Origin of the sequence: Janibacter sp. A1S7, assembly GCF_037198315.1 — a bacterium.
GTDB classification, from domain to species: domain Bacteria; phylum Actinomycetota; class Actinomycetes; order Actinomycetales; family Dermatophilaceae; genus Janibacter; species Janibacter alittae.
Genome location: NZ_CP144913.1, coordinates 1,494,476 through 1,513,335, shown reverse-complemented (window position 1 = coordinate 1,513,335; position 18,860 = coordinate 1,494,476). Strand labels below are relative to the sequence as shown.

19 protein-coding genes and 3 tRNA genes are annotated in these 18,860 nt (G+C 70.3%); 8 read left to right on the top strand and 14 right to left on the bottom strand.

All coding sequences use genetic code 11. From position 1 onward, the window contains the following. Nucleotides 1-43 precede the first annotated feature (43 nt). The 3 genes from V1351_RS07230 to V1351_RS07220 are packed head-to-tail and all read right to left on the bottom strand — an operon-like array spanning nucleotide 44 to nucleotide 2,501. On the bottom strand, nucleotides 44-640 hold the full coding sequence (locus V1351_RS07230; RefSeq protein WP_338752133.1) for a PGPGW domain-containing protein: 597 nt from the start codon (nucleotides 638-640) through the stop codon (nucleotides 44-46). Further along, nucleotides 637-1,482, bottom strand: coding sequence for an aminotransferase class IV (locus V1351_RS07225; protein WP_338752131.1), 846 nt, complete (start codon nucleotides 1,480-1,482; stop codon nucleotides 637-639). Before V1351_RS07225 ends, V1351_RS07230 begins: the two co-directional genes overlap by 4 nt. Further along, complete coding sequence (locus V1351_RS07220; protein ID WP_338752129.1) at nucleotides 1,479-2,501, bottom strand: chorismate-binding protein; 1,023 nt, start codon at nucleotides 2,499-2,501, stop codon at nucleotides 1,479-1,481. Before V1351_RS07220 ends, V1351_RS07225 begins: the two co-directional genes overlap by 4 nt. Nucleotides 2,502-2,692: 191 nt before the next feature. On the opposite strand from V1351_RS07220, the gene V1351_RS07215 reads away from it, so the two are divergent. Then, nucleotides 2,693-3,550 (top strand): helix-turn-helix domain-containing protein, encoded by an 858-nt coding sequence (locus tag V1351_RS07215; protein WP_338752127.1) that lies wholly within the window; start codon nucleotides 2,693-2,695, stop codon nucleotides 3,548-3,550. Here V1351_RS07215 and V1351_RS07210 read toward each other — a convergent pair. Beyond that, a complete protein-coding gene (locus V1351_RS07210) occupies nucleotides 3,526-4,350 on the bottom strand; it encodes a sigma-70 family RNA polymerase sigma factor (protein WP_338752125.1) in 825 nt (274 codons plus the stop codon). The two genes, V1351_RS07215 and V1351_RS07210, sit on opposite strands and share 25 nt — an antisense overlap. A 193-nt stretch (nucleotides 4,351-4,543) precedes the next feature. On the opposite strand from V1351_RS07210, the gene V1351_RS07205 reads away from it, so the two are divergent. Further along, nucleotides 4,544-4,864, top strand: a complete 321-nt coding sequence (locus V1351_RS07205; RefSeq protein ID WP_338752123.1) for a PRC-barrel domain-containing protein — start codon at nucleotides 4,544-4,546, stop codon at nucleotides 4,862-4,864. Nucleotides 4,865-4,932: 68 nt separating this feature from the next. Then, nucleotides 4,933-5,610 (top strand): GAF and ANTAR domain-containing protein, encoded by a 678-nt coding sequence (locus V1351_RS07200; protein ID WP_338752121.1) that lies wholly within the window; start codon nucleotides 4,933-4,935, stop codon nucleotides 5,608-5,610. 71 nt (nucleotides 5,611-5,681) lie between these two features. On the opposite strand, the gene V1351_RS07195 is transcribed toward V1351_RS07200, so the two are convergent. From V1351_RS07195 to V1351_RS07185, 3 genes are all read right to left on the bottom strand, one after another. After that, nucleotides 5,682-5,756, bottom strand: a tRNA-Val gene (locus tag V1351_RS07195). A 42-nt stretch (nucleotides 5,757-5,798) separates the two neighbouring features. Continuing rightward, nucleotides 5,799-5,869 (bottom strand) — tRNA-Cys (locus V1351_RS07190). Nucleotides 5,870-5,891: 22 nt separating this feature from the next. Further along, a tRNA-Gly gene (locus V1351_RS07185) sits at nucleotides 5,892-5,964 on the bottom strand. Nucleotides 5,965-6,131: 167 nt separating this feature from the next. Between V1351_RS07185 and V1351_RS07180 the strand changes: the two genes are divergently transcribed. Continuing rightward, a complete protein-coding gene (locus V1351_RS07180; RefSeq protein ID WP_338752119.1) occupies nucleotides 6,132-7,808 on the top strand; it encodes an acyl-CoA dehydrogenase family protein in 1,677 nt (558 codons plus the stop codon). A gap of 9 nt (nucleotides 7,809-7,817) precedes the next feature. Here the strand turns inward: V1351_RS07180 and V1351_RS07175 are convergent, their stop codons facing one another. Continuing rightward, nucleotides 7,818-8,687 carry a polyphosphate kinase 2 family protein gene (locus V1351_RS07175; protein WP_338752117.1) on the bottom strand — a complete coding sequence of 290 codons (870 nt, stop codon included), beginning with the start codon at nucleotides 8,685-8,687 and terminating at the stop codon, nucleotides 7,818-7,820. A 45-nt stretch (nucleotides 8,688-8,732) separates the two neighbouring features. On the opposite strand from V1351_RS07175, the gene V1351_RS07170 reads away from it, so the two are divergent. Beyond that, nucleotides 8,733-9,407 carry a dihydrofolate reductase family protein gene (locus V1351_RS07170; protein ID WP_338752115.1) on the top strand — a complete coding sequence of 225 codons (675 nt, stop codon included), beginning with the start codon at nucleotides 8,733-8,735 and terminating at the stop codon, nucleotides 9,405-9,407. 1 nt (nucleotide 9,408) lies between these two features. Here the strand turns inward: V1351_RS07170 and V1351_RS07165 are convergent, their stop codons facing one another. Then, nucleotides 9,409-10,578 (bottom strand): alpha/beta hydrolase family protein, encoded by a 1,170-nt coding sequence (locus tag V1351_RS07165; protein WP_338752113.1) that lies wholly within the window; start codon nucleotides 10,576-10,578, stop codon nucleotides 9,409-9,411. A gap of 79 nt (nucleotides 10,579-10,657) precedes the next feature. On the opposite strand from V1351_RS07165, the gene V1351_RS07160 reads away from it, so the two are divergent. Next, nucleotides 10,658-11,683 (top strand): ATP-dependent DNA ligase, encoded by a 1,026-nt coding sequence (locus V1351_RS07160; RefSeq protein WP_338752479.1) that lies wholly within the window; start codon nucleotides 10,658-10,660, stop codon nucleotides 11,681-11,683. Between the two features lie 75 nt (nucleotides 11,684-11,758). On the opposite strand, the gene V1351_RS07155 is transcribed toward V1351_RS07160, so the two are convergent. Beyond that, nucleotides 11,759-12,841, bottom strand: a complete 1,083-nt coding sequence (locus tag V1351_RS07155; RefSeq protein ID WP_338752111.1) for a DNA polymerase domain-containing protein — start codon at nucleotides 12,839-12,841, stop codon at nucleotides 11,759-11,761. Between the two features lie 145 nt (nucleotides 12,842-12,986). On the opposite strand from V1351_RS07155, the gene thpD reads away from it, so the two are divergent. Further along, nucleotides 12,987-13,886: an ectoine hydroxylase gene (thpD, locus tag V1351_RS07150; protein ID WP_338752109.1), complete on the top strand. Its 900-nt coding sequence runs from the start codon at nucleotides 12,987-12,989 to the stop codon at nucleotides 13,884-13,886. A 95-nt stretch (nucleotides 13,887-13,981) separates the two neighbouring features. After that, nucleotides 13,982-14,410 carry a peptide-methionine (R)-S-oxide reductase MsrB gene (gene msrB / locus V1351_RS07145; RefSeq protein WP_338752107.1) on the top strand — a complete coding sequence of 143 codons (429 nt, stop codon included), beginning with the start codon at nucleotides 13,982-13,984 and terminating at the stop codon, nucleotides 14,408-14,410. 102 nt (nucleotides 14,411-14,512) lie between these two features. Here the strand turns inward: msrB and V1351_RS07140 are convergent, their stop codons facing one another. The 4 genes from V1351_RS07140 to hemE form a co-directional block, all read right to left on the bottom strand. After that, a complete protein-coding gene (locus V1351_RS07140; protein ID WP_338752105.1) occupies nucleotides 14,513-15,427 on the bottom strand; it encodes a type IV toxin-antitoxin system AbiEi family antitoxin domain-containing protein in 915 nt (304 codons plus the stop codon). A gap of 206 nt (nucleotides 15,428-15,633) precedes the next feature. Beyond that, nucleotides 15,634-16,353: a hydrogen peroxide-dependent heme synthase gene (hemQ, locus tag V1351_RS07135; protein ID WP_338752103.1), complete on the bottom strand. Its 720-nt coding sequence runs from the start codon at nucleotides 16,351-16,353 to the stop codon at nucleotides 15,634-15,636. Next, nucleotides 16,350-17,762 (bottom strand): protoporphyrinogen oxidase, encoded by a 1,413-nt coding sequence (gene hemG, locus V1351_RS07130; protein WP_338752101.1) that lies wholly within the window; start codon nucleotides 17,760-17,762, stop codon nucleotides 16,350-16,352. Before hemG ends, hemQ begins: the two co-directional genes overlap by 4 nt. Beyond that, on the bottom strand, nucleotides 17,762-18,805 hold the full coding sequence (gene hemE / locus V1351_RS07125; RefSeq protein WP_338752099.1) for a uroporphyrinogen decarboxylase: 1,044 nt from the start codon (nucleotides 18,803-18,805) through the stop codon (nucleotides 17,762-17,764). The genes hemG and hemE overlap by 1 nt, the downstream gene beginning before the upstream one ends. Between the last annotated feature and the right edge of the window lie 55 nt (nucleotides 18,806-18,860).

The following is an 18,860-nucleotide window of genomic DNA, read 5'->3' as shown; positions in this document are numbered from 1 at the left end:
GGCGGAGTTCCGACGGTGCCAATCGGTCCCCTTCGTCCCCGGATCACCAGGGGATCAGTGGCTCGTTGCTCAGGCCGGGAACCCACAGCAGGAGGTTCTCCGCCTGGTCCGGGAGCCACGTCGGGACCCCGATGAGGATCAGGACGAGCCAGAAGCACAGCCAGCCGAAGATGGCCGAGACGCACAGCAGCGGCAGCTTCGCCCGCCACGGGAGGGCGCGTGTGTACTGCTCGAAGGCCTTGACCTCCGCCTTGACGAACTGCGTCACGCGGCGGGCCCACCTGAACTCGGTGCTCCACAGGAACAACCCGATGAAGATGATCGCCCAGCCCGGGCCGACGAGCGGCACCAGCGGGAGACCGGCGACGATCAGCGCCAGTCCCAGCACGGCGACGAGGACGCGGTAGACCGTCGCGGTCATCGGGTTGGTGCGGATGGCGCGGCGCCACCGGATCGGGTCCTCGTGCGCGTCGATCCGACCATCCGTGCCGAAGCGGTCCAGCAGCTCCTGGCGCACGATGGCGTGCTGCTCGTCGCGCACCACCCGATAGGGCTTGCGCTGTCCGTCGGCAGTGCGCCCCGGGGCCGGCTTCTGCGGTGTCGACGACTCGGCGGTCATGGTGCTCTCCGTCGGGCTCATGGATTCATCGATGCGGCGGCAGCCTTCGCGAAGGCCTCCTGGACACGGGTGGTCACGGGCCCGGGAGCAGGCAACTCGCGCCCGTCGATGGCGTGGATGGGCTGGACGTCCCTGGTCGTGCTGGTCAGGAAGGCTTCGTCGGCCGTCTCCAGCACCGCCATGGGCAGGGCCTGCTCACGCACCTCGATGCCGGCCCCGCGCGCCCACTCGATGGTCAGCTCGCGGGTGATGCCGGCAAGGCAGCCACTGTCCAGCGGCGGGGTTCGCAGCACGCCGTCGACGACGACGACGATGTTGCTGCCGGTGCCCTCGCACAGCTCACCCCGGGTGTTGGCGAAGATCGCCTCGGTACCGCCCTTGTCCTTGGCGTACTTGAGGGCGATGACGTTCTCCGCGTAGGAGGTCGTCTTCAGCCCTGCGGTGGCAGCGTGCTCGTTGCGGGTCCACGGGACCGTCGCGACGGCCGTCGTCGCGGCGAGGGGGGCGACCTCCGCAGCCGTGACGATGTAGCTCATCCCCTGCTCGCCCCGATCGGAGCCGAGGGGCCCCGGACCCGCCGTGATCGTGTACCGCAGCCGGCCGAAGCCGATCGGGTCGCCCTCGCCGAGGACGGCCTCCACGCCCTTCTGCAGCACGGCACGGTCGGCCGTGGGCAGTCCCAGACCCGCCAGGGTGCGGTCCATGCGCGCGAGGTGGCGGTCCGCGGCGAAGACCTCGCCGTCGATGACCTTGCACGTCTCGAAGGCCCCGTCCCCCACGGTCACACCGTGGTCGAGTGCAGCCAGGGACGGCTCGTCCGGCCCCACGATCGCTCCGTTGACCCACACGCGTACGTCGCTCATGACCCCACTCTTCCAGATGCCAGGCCCATCAGGACCCGGGTCTTCAGCTCGCACTCCGCCCACTCCCCCTCCGGGTCCGAGGACCACGTGATGCCGGCTCCGGTTCCGAAGTGCAGCAGACGTCCCCCCGTCGGGTCCGTCGTGGTGAAGAACGTGCGGATCCCCACCGCGAGTTCCCCGGTCACCTGCCCGGTGCCGTCACCCTCGACCCACCCGATGCCTCCGCAGTACGGACCGCGTGAGGCGGTCTCGAGGTCGGCGAGGGTCTGCAGCGCACTCGCCTTCGGAGCGCCGCTGACCGACCCGGGAGGGAAGGTCGCCCCGATGATGTCCGCCCACGTCGTGCTGGAGCGCAGACGTCCGGCGACGTCGCTCACGAGGTGGACCAGGCCCGGGTGCTCCTCCGGTGCGCACAACCGCTCGACGACGACGCTGCCCGACTCGCAGACCTGCTGCAGGTCGTGTCGCACGAGGTCGACGATCATCACGTTCTCCGCGACGTCCTTGGCCAGCATCTGGTCGGCCGTCGGCGCAGTCCCCTTGATGGGGCTGGAGAGCAGCTGGTCGTTGGTGCGGGTCAGGTAGCGCTCCGGGGAGGCGGAGACGACGTCCAGCCCGGCCGAGGGGACGTGAACGGTCCCGGCGAAGGGCGCCGGGTTCCCCCTGGTCAGTCGCGCCGCGAGATCGGGCAGGTGCGCATCCGGCGGCAGGAGCGTCTCGAGCATCGTCGTCAGATTCACCTGGTAGACGGTGCCGGCAGCGATGCGCCGACGGACCTCCTCGACCCCGGCGACGTACCCGGCCCGGTCCAGACTCGCCCGCCACCCCGTCACGCCCGGCCAGCGCTCGGCTCGACCGGGATGGAGGCCCCCTTCGTCGCGGTGGCCGAAGCGGACCGCGGTCAACTCCCCCTCGAAGGTGATCACGACGGCCCACGATCCGCGCTCGAGGTCGGCGATGTCATGGCTGACCTCGACCGGGTCGGACCATGTGGTCGATCCGAAGCGCGCGAACTCCACGATCGAAGGGTATGCGCCCGGGAGCGGCAATCAGGCGGCAACCTACCGGCAACCACTGGCCAGCACGGGCAGCACCGACTACATTTCTGACATCGACTCCGGGGGTGGGACAGGGGCCGCTCCTCCACACAGAGGGGCGGCCCTGCTGGTGCCGGGACGACGAACGGCCGTCTTTCCGGCAGGGTGGAATCATGAACCACCCAGCGCACGGAGCGGCCTTGCTACGAGGTCTGCGGCAGGCGCGAAAGCGCACCCAGAGCGATCTGGGCCACGCCTCGGGGATCAGCGTCCGCACGATCCGCGGCCTGGAGCGCGGCGAGATCCACCGTCCCCAGGTCACCACGCTGCAACAACTCGCCCTCGCACTGACGCTCTCACCGCAGGAGCAGGCCGAGTTCATGCACGCCTGGGCCACCCCGGACCAGGCCGGCTTCGACCGGCTCCTGGTCGACCCGACCCTGTCGGAGATGGAGCAGATCGACGCGATGACCCGCTCGGCCCTGGGTGCGTACCGGGTGATCAGCCAGAACTGGCACACCAGCGTCGGCGCGGACCGCAGGATGTCCACGACCCGCTGCCAGATCGCCCTGGAGGCGGTCGAGGACGGGCTCGAGCGGGTCTTCAACGTCCAGAACGGTGACGAGCACACCACTGCCTCCCGTCTGGAGTTCGTGCCCCTGCGGGGAAGTCGCCTCTTCGGCCGGTGGGACTTCGAGGACAGCAACGTCACCGTCTTCGGGGTGGCTCTGCCGCGCCGACTCGCCAAGGGCCAGTTCCACTCCTACGAGTACGAGGTGATCTCCCACCCCGACGACGACGGCACCCTGGGCTACTCGGACGGCTTCATCTGGGGCGCGCCGCACACGACCAGGAGCCTCGTCGTCTCGGTCGAGTTCGCCGTGGCCCCGACAACTCTGCGACGCGTCCAGAAGGCCCCCGGCATGGACTTCGAATTCCTCGACGAGGTGCCTCTGGACGACGACCGGCAGGCGGTACTCGTCCTGGAGGACGCCGACCCCGGGGCCTACGGATTCACCTGGACCTGGTGACTGCTCGAGGACGTCGGGGCCCACCCCTCGATCCGCGTACGCAGTCGGCGACACAGGGCGCTGAGGATGCGCGACACCTGCATCTGGCTCACCCCGATCCGCTCACCGATCTCCCGCTGCGTCAGGTCGGCCGAGAAGCGCAGCGTCAGGATCTGACGCTCACGTTCGTCAAGATCCTCCATCGCCGAACGCAACGAGATCAGCGTGACGACCTTGTCGTAGGTTTCCTCGCCATCGCCACCGGCCAGCGTCTCGGAGAGCACCGGGCCGAAGGTCCCGACCGGAGCATCCAGCGAGGTCGAGCGGTACCGCTCCCCCGCTGCCCGTGCGGCACGGACCTCGTCGGCGCCGATGCCGAGCTCGGCAGCGACCTCGGCGTCGGAGACGTCACGGTGGTGCGTCTGGCCCAGGGCGGCCGAGGTGTCCCGCACCTGCTGGTGCATCTCCTGCAGGGCGCGCGGCGGACGGACCGCCCACCCGTGGTCGCGGAAGTAGCGCTTGAGCTCGCCGTTGATGGTCGGCGCGGCGAAGGCCGTGAAGCCGTGTCCCTTCTCGGGACGATAGCGACGCGCTGCCTGTACGAGACCGAGCATCGCGACCTGGTGCAGGTCGTCGGCCTCGATGCCCCGCCCCTCGAACCGTCGTGCCAGACCGTCTGCCAGGCACCGATTCGCGAGGATGACGCGTTCGCGCAGTCGGCTGGCCAGAGCCGGGTCCGGCTCGGCCCACGCCTGGGCCAAGAGTTCCACGGACTCACGGTCGCGGGCTTGGGATGGGCTCTCCTGCGGTGCGATGGACATGGGCGGCCTCTTCCTGGGAAAGAACCACGCCAGCCACGGTCTCGAGCCGACAACTGCTTTCAGACAACCACAGCGGTTCGCCGCATGCAACAGATGGGCAGCTGATCGCAGCCCGAGCGATTGGGCAGCACAGGATCGGGGTAGGCCCCGTAGCGACCGACAGGAGAACCCGGCACGAGGCCGAGGAGGGGACGTGGCGGTGCGCATTCCGGACATGGCGATCCGCAACTACCTCGGTCATGAGGTCCACAGCACCGCCGGACCGCTGCTCGGGCACGTCGTCGACATCCTCGCGGATGCCCGATCCGGCACCGCCCAGTGGGTTGTGGTCAGTCTGCGCGGCTTCTTGCCTCGGCACCGCGCGCTGCCGTGCGCACTCGTGCTGCGGACGGCTGGTGGTCTGGGCGTACCGGTTTCCCGTAGGACTCTGCGAGACTCGCCCCAGATCAGGTTGGGAACCGCCATGACCGCTCGGCAGGAGCTGGACCTCCACGCATACTGGATCGGGCACTGAGCCTCCTCGACCACGGTCTGCCCACCGGCCCGGTGCACCGGGCCGTCAGGACCCCTACGAGGAGTGCCATGCAGGACGACCAGCTCGCTCGCATCATCGAGCAGCTCAGCGCGGAGCCGGAGGAGGCCTACACCCTGCAGCAGGTGGTCGACCAGGCCGTTGCCAACATCCCCGGGTGCCACATGTGCAGCGTGTTCGTACGGCGGCACGGCACCGTGGAGGTCGCTGCCAGCTCGGATCCCGTGGCGTCCCGCGTGGACGACCTGCAGTTCGCGTTCGAGGAGGGCCCCTGCCTCGACGTCCTGGCAGAGCACGAGATCGCCACCGTCCGCGACACGGGGCACGAGCGACGGTGGCCCGACTGGGCCGATGCCGCGCACGAGGAGGGGGTGAGATCCTCCCTGAGCGTGCGGCTCTCGGCGGTGGCGCCGTACTTCGCGTGCCTGAACATGTACTCACACGACGAGGACGGTTTCGACCAGGACGCGCTCGACCGGGCCGTCGTCTACGCGCGGCTCGCGTCGGTGGCGCTGGAGCAGGCTCGTGAGATCACCGGTCTGCGCAGCGCCCTGCACAACCGGCTCATCATCGGCGCGGCCCAGGGGATCCTGATGGAGCGCTACGGGTTGACCCTGGACCGGGCGTTCGAGGTGCTGCGTCGCCATTCCAACGAGAGCAACACCAAGTTGCGCGACGTCGCCCAGGGAGTCCTCGACGGCGTGGGCCAGCGCAGCCCCCAGCACTGACGGGGCGTACCGCGAGCGCAACGACGAAGGCCCCTGCCCAGCGGATCCGCTGGGCAGGGGCCTGTCTCCCGTGGTGGGCGATACTGGGTTTGAACCAGTGACCTCTTCCGTGTCAAGGAAGCGCGCTACCGCTGCGCCAATCGCCCGAGGTCGTGCACGTACAACTCCATGCAGGCTCTGCATGGTCGAGGTGGAGACGGGATTTGAACCCGTGTAGACGGCTTTGCAGGCCGTTGCCTCGCCTCTCGGCCACTCCACCACTGAAGGCGGTGAACCTTCCGAGCGGATGACCGGCCTCGAACCGGCGACCTCAACCTTGGCAAGGTTGCGCTCTACCAACTGAGCTACATCCGCACTCACGCCTGCCGCTTCTCTGCGTCGGCGTGCTGTGGAAGATTAGCCCATAGATTCCGCCAGTTCCAAACTGAGCGTGACCACCGGCCACGTCGCCCGGAGATCCGGGCGACCAGGCCGCTTGGGGCGCGCTCCCACCCCACGGCCTCCACTCGTAGGCTTGCCCCATGCCCACGCACGAGGTGACCAACCAACCCCCACCGTTCAGCGGTCAGGATGTCTTCTCCACGGATCCCGTACTCACGGAAGGGGTCGCTCGCTGGGTCCCGGCCGCACGTCGCGACGACAGCGTGCAGGAGCTCACTGCGCTGGGCCTGCTGGCCGGCACCGACGAGGCCGCCGGGTGGGCCGAGCGCGCCCACCGCAACACCCCCCGGCTGGTCACCCACGACCGCTTCGGTCACCGCATCGACGAGGTCGAGTTCGACCCGGCGTGGCATGAGCTGATGCGTACCGCCGCCGGCGCCGGGCTCACCGGCGAGGCGTGGACACAGGACGAAGGGAGTGGCGCGCACGTCCGTCGGGCGGCCGGCCTGACCACATGGAGCCAGGTCGAGCCCGGACACATCTGCCCGATCACGATGACCAACGCGGCCGTTCCCGCCCTTCGCCACTCCCCCGAGCTCGCCGCTCGGTGGGAGCCGCTGCTCGCTTCCCGCGAGTACGACTTCGGTCTGCGCGAGGCCGGCACCAAGACCGGCGCGATCGCCGGCATGGGGATGACGGAGAAGCAAGGCGGCTCGGACGTCCGGGCCAACTCCACGCTCGCCGTGGCGACGCCGGGCGGCCCCCTGACCGGCAGCACCTACCGGCTCACCGGGCACAAGTGGTTCTGCTCGGCCCCGATGAGCGATGTCTTCCTCGTCCTGGCCAAGACGTCCCCCGAGGCGCCACCCAGCTGCTTCCTCGTCCCCCGCGTGCTCGAGGACGGGACGCGCAACCCCTTCGCCCTGCAGCGGCTGAAGGACAAGCTCGGCGACCGCTCCAACGCATCGTCGGAGGTCGAGCTCGACGGGAGCTGGGGTGCGCTCGTCGGTCAGGAGGGCCGGGGTGTGCGAGCCATCATCGACATGGTCGCGACGACGCGACTGGACTGCGTCCTCGGCTCGGCCGCCACCATGCGTGCCTCCCTGACGCGGGCGGTCCACCACACGCGCCACCGTGTCGCCTTCGGTGCGACGCTGGTCGACCAGCCCTTGATGCGCAACGTCCTCACCGACCTCGCCCTCGAGTCGGAGGCCGCGACCCTGCTCGGCCTGCGCCTGGCCCACGCGCTCGACGAGGGCGACACCGAGCTGACCCGTCTGGGGGTCGCGGTCGGCAAGTACTGGGTGTGCAAGCGTGCCTCGACCTTCACCGCGGAGGCCATGGAGTGCCTCGGCGGCAACGGATACGTCGAGGAGCACGGCATGGCCCGGCTGTACCGGCAGGCCCCGTTGAACTCGATCTGGGAGGGCTCGGGCAACGTCAACGCCCTCGACGTGCTCCGCGCGATCGCCAAGGAGCCGGCCTCGCTGATGGCCCTGCTCAAGGAGGCCTCCGTGGCCCGGGGGCAGCTTCCCGTCCTCGACGCCGCGCTGGACGACCTGGAGCGCGACTGCAGCGAGCTCGGGGCGCAGGACCCGGACCGCGCGGCCATGGGCTCGCGCCACCTCGTCGAGCGCCTCGCGCAGACACTGCAGGCCAGCCTGATGGTCAGGCACGCTCCCAGCGACGTGGCCGAGGCCTTCGTGGTCTCCCGGCTCGGCGGTGGCAAGGGAGTGAACTTCGGCACCCTCGACCCCGACCTCGTCACCCTCGCGGGCGCGACCGCGATCGAGCGGTCCACCGTCACGCCCGCATAGCCGCAGCGGTCAGGACCTCAGCAGGCGCTTGCGCTGCTCCTTGACGTCGAAGTCCGCCTCGGGCCACTGCAGCTCCATGGGCTCGAGGTGCTCGTTGAGCAGGTTCATCACGGCGAGTCGGGCGTACCACTTGCGGTCCGCCGGCACGACGTACCAGGGCGCGACCTCGGTGGAGCACCTGTCGATGGCGGCCTGGTGGGCCTGCTGGTACTCGTCCCAGTGGGCGCGCTCGTCGATGTCGGCGGGGCTGAACTTCCAGTGCTTGTCCGGGCGGTCGAGCCGCTCGGCCAGACGCTCCTTCTGCTCGCCGAAGCTGATGTGCAGCAGCACCTTGATGATCGTCGTACCCGCATCGGCCACCTCCTCCTCGAAGGTGTTGATCGTCGTGTAGCGGCGCGACCACTGCGACTTCGGCACCAGGTCGTGGACGCGCGCGATGAGGACGTCCTCGTAGTGGCTCCGGTCGAAGACGCCGATCATGCCCGCGTCCGGCAGGGCATTGCGGATGCGCCAGAGGAAGGGGTGCTCCAGCTCCTCGGCCGTCGGCGCCTTGAAGGCGGTGATCTCCACGCCCTGCGGGTCGACGTTCCCGACGACGTGGCGCATCACACCTCCCTTGCCGGCGGTGTCCATGCCCTGGATGACGAGCAGGACGCGGCGGTGGCCACCTGCAGTCGCCTCGGCGAAGAGACGCTCCTGCAGGTCGGACACCGGCTCGGCCAGGGCCGTCAGGGCCTTCTTGCCCGCACTCTTGTCCCCGTCGAAGGCCGGGGTACCGCGGGTGTCGATACCGGCCAGGTCGATCCCCGGGGCGGCGTGCAACGCATCCCGGTACGGGGTGGACGAGGCGCTCTTCGTGCCTGACTTCTTCTTGGCCATCCACCGATCATCGCAGCCACGGCGGTCGTGAGGGAGACTCGCAGCATGCGCGTCCTGACCTGTGACCATGCCGCTGTCGCCGTCTCGCCCGGCGACGAGCTCTCCGACGACGACCTCGACAGCCTCTACGTCGCATCGGATCCGCTGCTGCGACTCAACTTCGTCACCACCCTCGACGGGGCGGCGACCGGCCCGGACGGACGCTCCGGGACGATCAACTCGGCGGCCGACCACCGAGGCTTCGCGGCGATGCGTCGAGCCGCCGATGTCCTGCTCGTCGGGGGCGGGACGGCGCGTGCCGAGGGGTACAAGCCGGCGGGCACACCGATGGTCGTCGTCTCCTCCCGGTCCCAGTTGCCGCCGACCGCGCAGGGTGACGACGTCGTGCTCGCGACGACCCGTTCTTCCGGTGCCGTCGAGGCAGAGACCACGTGGCTGTGCGGCGAGGACCACGTCGACCCGGTGGTCGTCGTGGAGCGCGCCCGGGAGGCCTTCGGTCCCCACGTCCTGTGCGAAGGGGGACCGTCGCTGGCCGCCCAGCTGGTCGCCGCAGGGCTCGTCGACGAGCTCGGCCTGTCGTGGACGCCGAACCTCGTCGGTGGCGACCGCAGCTCCCACCCGCGCCTGCTCGACGGGGCGGACGTCGACGTCGACCTCACCTGCCGGCACCTGCTCGAGCAGGACGGGACGCTGCTGGGCCTGTGGCGCGTCGAGCGGTGAGTCAGCGCACGAAGTCGGTGACCACCGCGTCCCAACGCCGCGGGTCGACGTTCCACTCCTTGCAGTGCCGCGCGAGCGACCACGGCTCGTAGGTGATCAGGTCCGGTCGCGCCTGCGCCAGCTCCTCGCTCGGCCCGACGGGGACGAACTCGTCGTCGCGCGAGTGGATGAGCAACATCGGGTGGTGCAGCTCCTCGGCCCGGGCGACCCAGTCGGTCCTGGCGACGTCGACGCTCTCGGAGACCCCGACCAGGCGCTTGGCCCAGTGCTGTCCCATCAGGGCACTGCCCAGGTGGGAAACGGGGGCGGGGACACGGTGCAGCTCGGCGTGGTGCTTGAGGACCTGTCCCCAGTCGACCACCGGCCCGTCGAGCACGGCCCGGGAGACGACGCTCGCCAGGCGGGAGCGGTCGAGGAACTGCAGCACGATCGCGCCGCCCATCGACCAGCCCACGAGGATGATCTCCCGCGCGCCGCGGGCCAACGCCATCGAGACGGCGTCCTCGATGTCGCGCCACTCGGACAGGCCGAGGTTGTAGCGCCCATCAGGCCCCACCGGAGCCTCCCCGTCGTTGCGGTAGCTCGGGACCAGACAGGTCAGACCGGCCGCATGCAGTGCGGGGACCGCCCGGATCGCCTCGATGCGACGCGCACCGCGGCCGTGGACGAGGATCGCCCAGCGGTCACCGGTACCGTGCGTGGCCGGCGTGATCCACGCCGGCATCGGTCCGAGTTCGGCGGGCACCACGACGTCCTCGGTCGCCAGCCCGAGGTCGGTCTGCGGGTCGCGCCCCCAGTAGTAGCTGTTGAAGCGTGCCGGGCCCGGTTGCAGTGTGCCGCAGTCCACCCCGAGCAGCTCGCGGCGAACCCGCTGGCGCCGATGGTCCACCTCGAGGACGCCGCCGATGCGGGCGTGGCCCCTCCCACCGTCGAGCCACAGTCCGTAGCGACCGGGCACGACGATGTCCTCGGTGCCCGAGAGGGTGACGCTGTCGGAGTGCACGACGTGGATGATGGTGTCGTCGGGCCGGACCGGGTCCGGGGTGAGGACGCGACGGGCGAAGTAGGTCGCTCCCCCGACCCACACCGACCCCGCACCCACGATGGCGGACGCGGCGGCCACGGACCCGTAGGTCACTGCGCGCTCTGCCACCGTCCTCGTCGTCGCCACCGGCACATCGTCTCAAATCCGAGGACGAACGGGCAGAATGTGACGAGTGACACCCCTTCCCGAACTCGACCTCACCCCGATGCTCGCCAAGGCCGTCACGGAGGTTCCGGCAGCGGACGCCGTCGACGCGGGCTACTCCTACGAGCCGAAGTGGGATGGCTTCCGCTGCATCGTCGTCAAGGACGGCGGGGACGTCGAGCTGGCCAGCCGGGGCAAAAAGCCCCTGACCCGGTACTTCCCCGAGCTCGTCGATGCCTGCCGCGAGCACCTGCCCGAGCAGGTCGTCCTCGACGGCGAGATCGTCGTGCGCAGCGGCGAGCCGGGTCGGGAACGGCTGGACTGGGAGGCGCTCGGCCAACGGATCCACCCCGCGCAGTCGCGCATCACCAAGCTGTCGGCGCAGACACCGGCGGAGTTCATCGCCTTCGACCTGCTCGCCCTCGGCGACGAGGACGTGACCGGGTCCCCCTTCGCCCGCCGCCGCGAGGTCCTCGAGTCGGTCTTCACGACGATGGCGAAGGGTGCCCCGCTCCACCTGACGAGGGTGACGCGGGATGCGCATGAGGCCCGCGACTGGTTCGTGCGGTTCGAGGGGGCCGGTCTGGACGGCGTGGTCGCCAAGGCACTCACCTCGACCTACCAACCGGGCAAGCGCACGATGCTGAAGATCAAGCACAAGCGCACTGCGGAGGCCGTCGTGACCGGCTACCGCTTGCACAAGTCCGGGCAGGGTGTCGGCTCGTTGCTGCTCGGGCTCTTCCACGAGGGGCAGCTGTACAACGTGGGCGGGATCGCCGCCTTCACCGCCCAGCGGCGCCTCGAACTCATCGATGAGCTCGAACCGCTCGTGCGACGTGGCCCCGACGGAGAGATCGAGCACGCGGAGACCGACCGCTCGCGCTTCTCCTCGGGCAAGGACGTCTCGTACGTCCCGCTGCGACCGGAGCGCGTCGTCGAGGTCGCCTTCGACCAGCTCGAGGGGCACCGCTTCCGCCACACCGTGCAGTTCCTGCGCTGGCGCCCCGACCGCGACCCCGCCTCGTGCACGCTCGACCAGATCGACCGGGCCGCCGCCTACGACCTGGGTGAGGTCCTCGCCGACTGAGGATCCCGCCGCTCGGCTCGGTGGAGGTCAGCCACCCGCACGAACCGTCGGCGCGTTCACGACCACTCGTTGCGGTCACGACTCGATCCGGTTGCCGTCGTCGTCCCAGTGCTCGGCGACCTTCTTGCTCGGCTGCACCCGCGGTGGCTCGCCGGGCATCTTCGGGTAGTCGGGCGGGAAGTTCAGCTCGCCGCCGGGCAAGGCCTCCCACAACCGGAGCAGGGGGTCGAGCGAGTACGCCTGCTCGTCCATGTCGGCCCACGGGTCACCGTCGGCGAGGTGATCGAGCACCGTCGTGAGGTTGTAGTCCCTCGGATCGGTGACCGCGGCCAGCTGCTCCCACGTCATCGGGGTGCTCACGGGCGCGCCGGGACGAGCCCGCAGGCTCCAGGCGCCGGCGATCGTGCGGTCACGGTTGTTCTGGTTGAAGTCGACGAAGATCCGCTCGCCCCGCTCCTCCTTCCACCACTTCGTCGTCACACCCTCGTCGCGCCGCTCCAGCTCGCGGCCGAACCCGATCGCCGCGTGCCGCAACTCCTCGAAGGACCACCGTGGCTCGATCCGCACGTAGACGTGGATGCCCCGGTGACCGCTGGTCTTCGGGTAGCCACGCAGACCGAGCTCCTCGAGCAGCTCACGAGCGACGCCGGCCACCCGCTGCGCATCGGCGAAGTCGGTGCCGGGCTGCGGGTCGAGGTCGAGTCGCAACTCGTCCGGATGGTCGAGGTCGGGCCGTCGCACCGGCCAGGGGTGGAAGGTCAGGGTTCCCATGTGGGCCGCCCAGACGAGCGATGCCGGTTCCGTCGGGCACAGCTCGGCGGCCGTGCGCCCGCTCGGGAAGGTGATGTCGACCGTCTCGACGTAGTCGGGTGCGCCCCGGGGCAGGCGCTTCTGGTAGAAGCCGTCGGCGCCGGAGTCCTTGGGGCCGACCGCGAGGCGCATCCCCTCGCGCCACCCGTCCGGCCAGCGCTCCATCGCGGTGGGGCGCTCCCCGATCGTGCGCATCATCGTCGCCCCGATGGCCGCGACGTACTCGCACACCTCGAGCTTGGTGATCTGTGGGGTCCGCTCGCTCGCCCGGTACACGACCCGGTCCGGGCTGGAGACGCGCACCTCCCGCTCCCCCGCCGTCACGACCGCAGCCGGTGTCCTGACCATGGCGCCAGCCTATGGGTTGGCGCCACTTGCGTCCCTCGAGCGAAGTTGAGAACGTGCTGAAAGGCCCAGTGGCCTCCATGCATTTGACAACAAAACAGCACCACCGGCACCACCGATGCGCCGGATTGAGCGAAAGGGATCTTCTGTGATCACGGGAACTCAAACCGCAACTCGAACCATTGACGTCTACCGGACCCGACTGGCCGACCGCAGCCAGATCGAGCCCCGCTCCCACTCCGTCGTGTGGGGCACGCATGCCTCGGGTCCTCTCGATGAGGACCAGCTGCGCGGCTACGACCGGCGCGGCTACCACACCGCCGACTCCGTCCTCTCCGATGAGGACATCACCACCTGCCTGTCCGAGGTGGACGCCATCACCGGCCGGCTGGGCGAGGACGAGCGGATCATCCGAGAGCGCTCGAACGACGACGTGCGCTCCGTCTTCGCCGTCCACCGGTTCAGCGACGCGATCGCCGAGATCGTCAACCGCGACGAGATCGTCGGCGCCGCCCGCCAGATCCTGGGCGACGACGTCTACATCCACCAGAGCCGCATGAACCTCAAGCCGGGTTTCGCCGGCGGGCCGTTCTACTGGCACAGCGACTTCGAGACCTGGCACGCCGAGGACGGGATGCCCGCCCCCCGCGCCCTGAGCGTCTCGCTCTCGCTGACGCCCAACTACGAGACGAACGGCGCGTTGATGATCATCCCCGGGTCGCACAAGCAGTTCGTCAGCTGCGTCGGCCAGACGCCCGAGGGCTACCACCGCGAGTCGCTCAGCTCCTACCGTCCCCCCTTCGGCACCCCGGACGAGGAGGACGTCGCCCGGCTGGCGCAGGAGCACGGGATCGACATGATCACCGGTCCGGCGGGGTCGGCGCTGTACTTCGACGCCAACTGCATGCACGCATCCGCGGGCAACATCTCGCCGGATCCACGCAACAACCTGTTCGTCGTCTTCAACGCGGTCTCCAACCGGTTGCGGGAGCCCTTCGCGGCCTCCGCGCCGCGGCCCGACCACCTCGCCCACCGCGACGTCGGCTGATCCCTGCCCATCAGGCAACGCCGCGGCAGCCCCGGAAGATCTTCGGCGGCCGCGGCGTTGCATGATGGAGACATCGACGATGAAGGAGTCACACGATGATGGAGCAGACCGACCGCGACTACGCCGTCAGCAAGACCGACGAGCAGTGGCGCCAGGAGCTCGCCCCGGAGGAGTACTCCGTGCTGCGTGCCGCCGGGACCGAGCGCCCCTTCACGGGTGAGTACAACGAGACGCAGACCGAGGGCGTCTACGCCTGCCGCGCCTGCGGGTCCGAGTTGTTCACCTCGGAGACGAAGTTCTCCAGCCACTGCGGCTGGCCCTCGTTCTACACCCCGCTCGCCGAGGACCGGGTCGAGTACATCGAGGACGACTCCCTGCCCGGCCGCCCCCGCGTCGAGGTCCGCTGCGCCAACTGCGGCAGTCACATGGGCCACGTCTTCGAGGGAGAGGGGTACGACACCCCCACCGACCAGCGCTACTGCATCAACTCGATTTCGATGACCCTGCGCCCGGCGGAGGCCTGAGGTCGGGGGTCCCGCCTACCCCTCGAATATCGGGTAACCCGATATTCCCCGGGTTCGCAGGAGTTTGGAACTCACACGAACCCGGGGAAAGTCCGGTGGAGATCAGGCAACGGCAGCCATCAGGGCCGACTGCACGGCTGCGACGATCCGTTCCGGATGGAACAGGTCGGCCCAGGTCACTCGAACCACGACGTAGCCCTGCGCGCGGATCCGGTCCTCGCGGCGCTTCTCCCGGAACAGCGCGTCGACACCGCCGTCGGAGTACTTGACCTTGCCGTCGAACTCGAGCAGCACTCGGGTGCCCTTGATGCCGAGGTCGGCTCGGGCGAAGATCTCGCCGTTCTCGTCGGCAACCAGCACCTGTGACTCGACCTCCCAGCCGGCCCCGAGCAGGATCGCGCGCGTCACGCTCTCGCCCAACGATTCGGCGTGGCCATCAGACCAGGCCAACGCACACCGCACCCGGGACGAGCGCGGCCACCCGGCCACGCGTGCGTAGGCGGCCTCGAGTTCGTCCCGCGTGACGGCCCCCGTGTGAAGGGCAGCGTCGAACGACGCCAGCCCCGAGGCGATGCCGTGGTCCATGGTCAGCTGGACGAGGGATGACGGCAGATCTGTGGCCGGACCCCACGAGGTCTGGACCACCTCGTCGCGAAGGGGGCGGATGCGCAGGCGCGCAGTCGTGGCCTCGCTCGTCACCGGACGCATGATGTCGACCCGGACGAGGGGCACCTCGAACAGGGGTATGCCATGGGCTCGCACCGCGGGCGCACCGGCGAGCACGGCATCCGGGTAGAGCCGCAGAGCGGCCCGGGCAAGAAGGTGCCGTGCCTCCCCCTTCGCCCACGTGTCCGGCGAGGTGTACGCACCCCGGCACGGTCGGATGAGCACTCCCCGGCGGACCGCAGCGGTGAGGACGTCGTCCGTGACGCCGACCCGCAGCGCATCCTGCCGGGTGAAGATGCCGTCGGGCAGAGCGAGAAGTCCGGAAAAGAGGTCCACTGGCACGTCGATCATGCCGCCACGGTGCGCGCCGACGGGCTCCCGCGACAGATGCCGGCACCATCCTGGGGATGAGCGGCACGGACGGTGGACGCTTGGGGGTATCGCACGCCGGTCCACCTCACCAGAGAACCTTGGGCTTCGCCCGACTTCGAAACTCCAGCACACCCGGGGAATATCGGGTTACCCGATATTCGAGGGGCGGGTGAGGCGAGCTCGGCCTAGCGCAGGCCCTCCACAAGCGCCTCGACGCTCACCCGCGGGCCGGTGAAGAACGGGACTTCCTCGCGCACGTGCAGCCGTGCGCGGGAGGCACGCAGCTCCCGCATGAGGTCGACGATGCGGTGCAGCTCGTCGGCCTCGAAGGCCAGGATCCACTCGTAGTCACCCAGGGCGAAGGCGGGGATGGTGTTGGCGCGCACGTCCGGGTAGTCGCGGGCCATCGCGCCGTGCTCGGCGAGCATGGTGCGCCGCTCCTTCTCGTCGATGACGTACCAGTCGTAGGACCGCACGAAGGGGTAGACGCACACGTAGTTGCGCACCGGCTCACCGGCCATGAAGGCGGGCACGTGGCTGCGGTTGAACTCGGCTCGACGGTTGCACGCGACGTTGGACCACACCGGCTCGAGGTGCGCCCCCAGCTCGGTGCGCAGCAGGCGCTTGTAGGCGTCCTGGAGCAGCTCGACCTCGTCGGCGTGCCACCAGACCAGCAGGTCGGCGTCGGCGCGCAGGCCGGCGACGTCGTAGACGCCGCGGACGGTCACCCCACCCTGGGTCACCGCGGCGATGAGCCCCTCGACCTCGGCCACCAGCGCGGGGCGGTCGGCCTCGCCCAGCGGTGTCGCCAGGGCGAAGGCGGAGAACATCGCGTAGTGCACGGAGGAGTTGATCTCCTCGAGCTGCTCGCGGTCGGGCTTGGGGTGGGCGGGACGGTCGGTCATCGCTGCTCCTGTCGGGTGGTGGACGAAGGGGGGCAAGGGATCGGGATCGTGCTCGCGGCCCGGGCCGCACCGTCGAGGACGGCCGCGATGCCGACCCCGTCGTAGGCGGCGCCGACGAGCTCGATACCGGGCAGGCCGGCGACATCCGCGCGCGTCGTGGCGACCCTGTCAGTGTGCCCGAGGTCGTACTGGGGCAGCCCGCCACCCCAGCGCTGCACGTGCGCGTCGAGAGGCGCGGGCAGTCGGACGCCGAGCGCCTGCCCGACCTCGTCGAGGGCGATGGCACGCAACTGCTCGTCGCTGCACTGCAGGCTCGCGACCTCACCGGCTCGCCCGATGGACGCACGCAGCAGGGTGACCTCGCAGGACGCGGCAGCGACCCAGGCCCACTTGCTGGCGGAGAAGGTTGCGGCCTTGATCGTGTGGCCGTCGATCGCGGGCGCGAGGAAGCCGCTGCCGGGCAGCGGGGGCAGCAGCGCGGTGGGCAGGGCGAGCGTGACGACGGCCATCGACGCGTACTCGACGGCGGCCAGGGCGCGGGCGGCCGCAGGGGCGTGGTCGGCGAGCAGCCGGGAGGTCGGTGCGGCCGGGGTCGCGAGCACGACGGCGTCCGCGTCGTGGGCGACGGGGTCGATGGTCGGTCCGGTCACCACCCGCCACCCGGTGGGGGTGCGGTGCAGCTCACGGGCGAGGGTCCCACGCAGGATGGTGCCGCCGGCTGCGGCGACACCGGATCCGAGGGCGTCGACGAGCGTGCTGAGGCCCCCGGCGAGGCCCATGACGCGCGGTTTCGCCGGGGTGGTCGGGTCCGGGAGGAGGGAGGCGACCGCCTCGGGCATGGACCTCCCTTCGTCCATCGTCGTCCACAGCCCGGGCATCGTCGCGCGCAGGGAGAGCGCGTCGACCCGGCCGGCGTAGACCCCGCCGAGCAGCGGCTCGACCACCCGGTCGACGACCGCCCGGCCGTAGACGGATCCCACCGCCTCGGCGACGCTCACGTCGACACCGTCGATGGCGAAGGGGGCCGGTTCCGCCGCGCGGGCGGCCTCCCCTTCGTCGAGGATGCCACCCGGGTCGGTCCCGGCGGAGGGGATGCCGAGGTAGCTGCGGGCGGGGACGCGGTGGCGCGCGCCGCGGGACCAGATCGTGGCCGGCACCGGCTCGGGGTGGACCAGTCGCTCGGCCAGGCCCAGGTCGGTGATCAGCTGGCGCGCGGGGGCGCTGCTCGCCACGATGGACTCGGCGCCCACGTCGACGGTGACGCCACCGACCTCGACCCCGCGGATCTTGCCGCCCGGCGTCTCCCCCGCATCGATGACGAGGACGTCGAGGTCGGGTCGTTGCGCCAGCAGGTGGTGGGCGGTCGCCAGACCGGCGATGCCACCACCGACGACGATCACGCGAGGCATCAGCGCGCGCTGACCTCGTGGACCAGCTCGACGACCCGGGTGAGGACGACCGGGTCGGTGTCCGGGAGCACGCCGTGGCCGAGGTTGAAGATGTGCCCGGGCGCCGCACGCCCCTCCGCGAGGATGCGACGGACCTGCGCCTCGATGACGTCCCAGGGAGCGAAGAGCAGCGCCGGGTCGAGGTTGCCCTGGACCGGCTGGTCCCCGCCGACGCGCTCGATGGCCTCGGCCAGGGAGACCCGGTAGTCGACCCCGATGACGTCGGCCCCCTCGCCGGCCATGTCAGGGAGCAGCTCGCCGGTGCCCACGCCGAAGTGGATGCGCGGGACGTCGCGGTCGGCGAGTGCGGCCAACGCAGCCCTGCTGTGCGGCAGGACGTGCTCGCGGTAGTCGGCCTTGGAGAGGAACCCGGCCCAGGAGTCGAAGAGCTGGACCGCGCTGGCGCCGGCGTCGACCTGGATCTGCAGGAAGGTCGAGGCGATCCGCGACAGGCGCGCGCACAGGTCGTGCCACAGCTGCGGGTCCCCGTGCATGAGCGACTTCGTCTTCTCATGGTTCTTGCTCGGACCACCCTCGATGAGGTAGGAGGCGAGGGTGAAGGGGGCGCCGGCGAAGCCCACCAGCGGCGTCGCCCCGAGCTCCAGCACGATCCGCCGCACCGACTCGGTGATGTCCGGGACCATGTCCGCGGTCAGCTCCGGGATCCGGTCGAGGTCCTCGCGGGACCGGAAGGGCACGTCCAGGACAGGACCGACTCCCGGCTCGATGTCGATGTCGATGCCCACGGCCTCGAGCGGGACGACGATGTCGGAGAAGAAGATCGCAGCGTCCACGCGGTGGCGTCGCACCGGCTGCAGGGTGATCTCGGTGACGAGGTCAGGGGTGCGGCAGGCCTCCATCATGGTGGTGCCGGCCCGCACCTCGCGGTACTCCGGGAGGGAGCGGCCGGCCTGGCGCATGAACCACACCGGGGTGTGCGGGACGGACTCACCCCGGGCCGCACGGACCAGGGTGCTGTCGGAGGGCGAGGCTGCGGTGTTCACGCCCTCGATCCTCCCATGCACGGGCGTGCCACCCGGCCCCGGGCGAAGGGGGCGG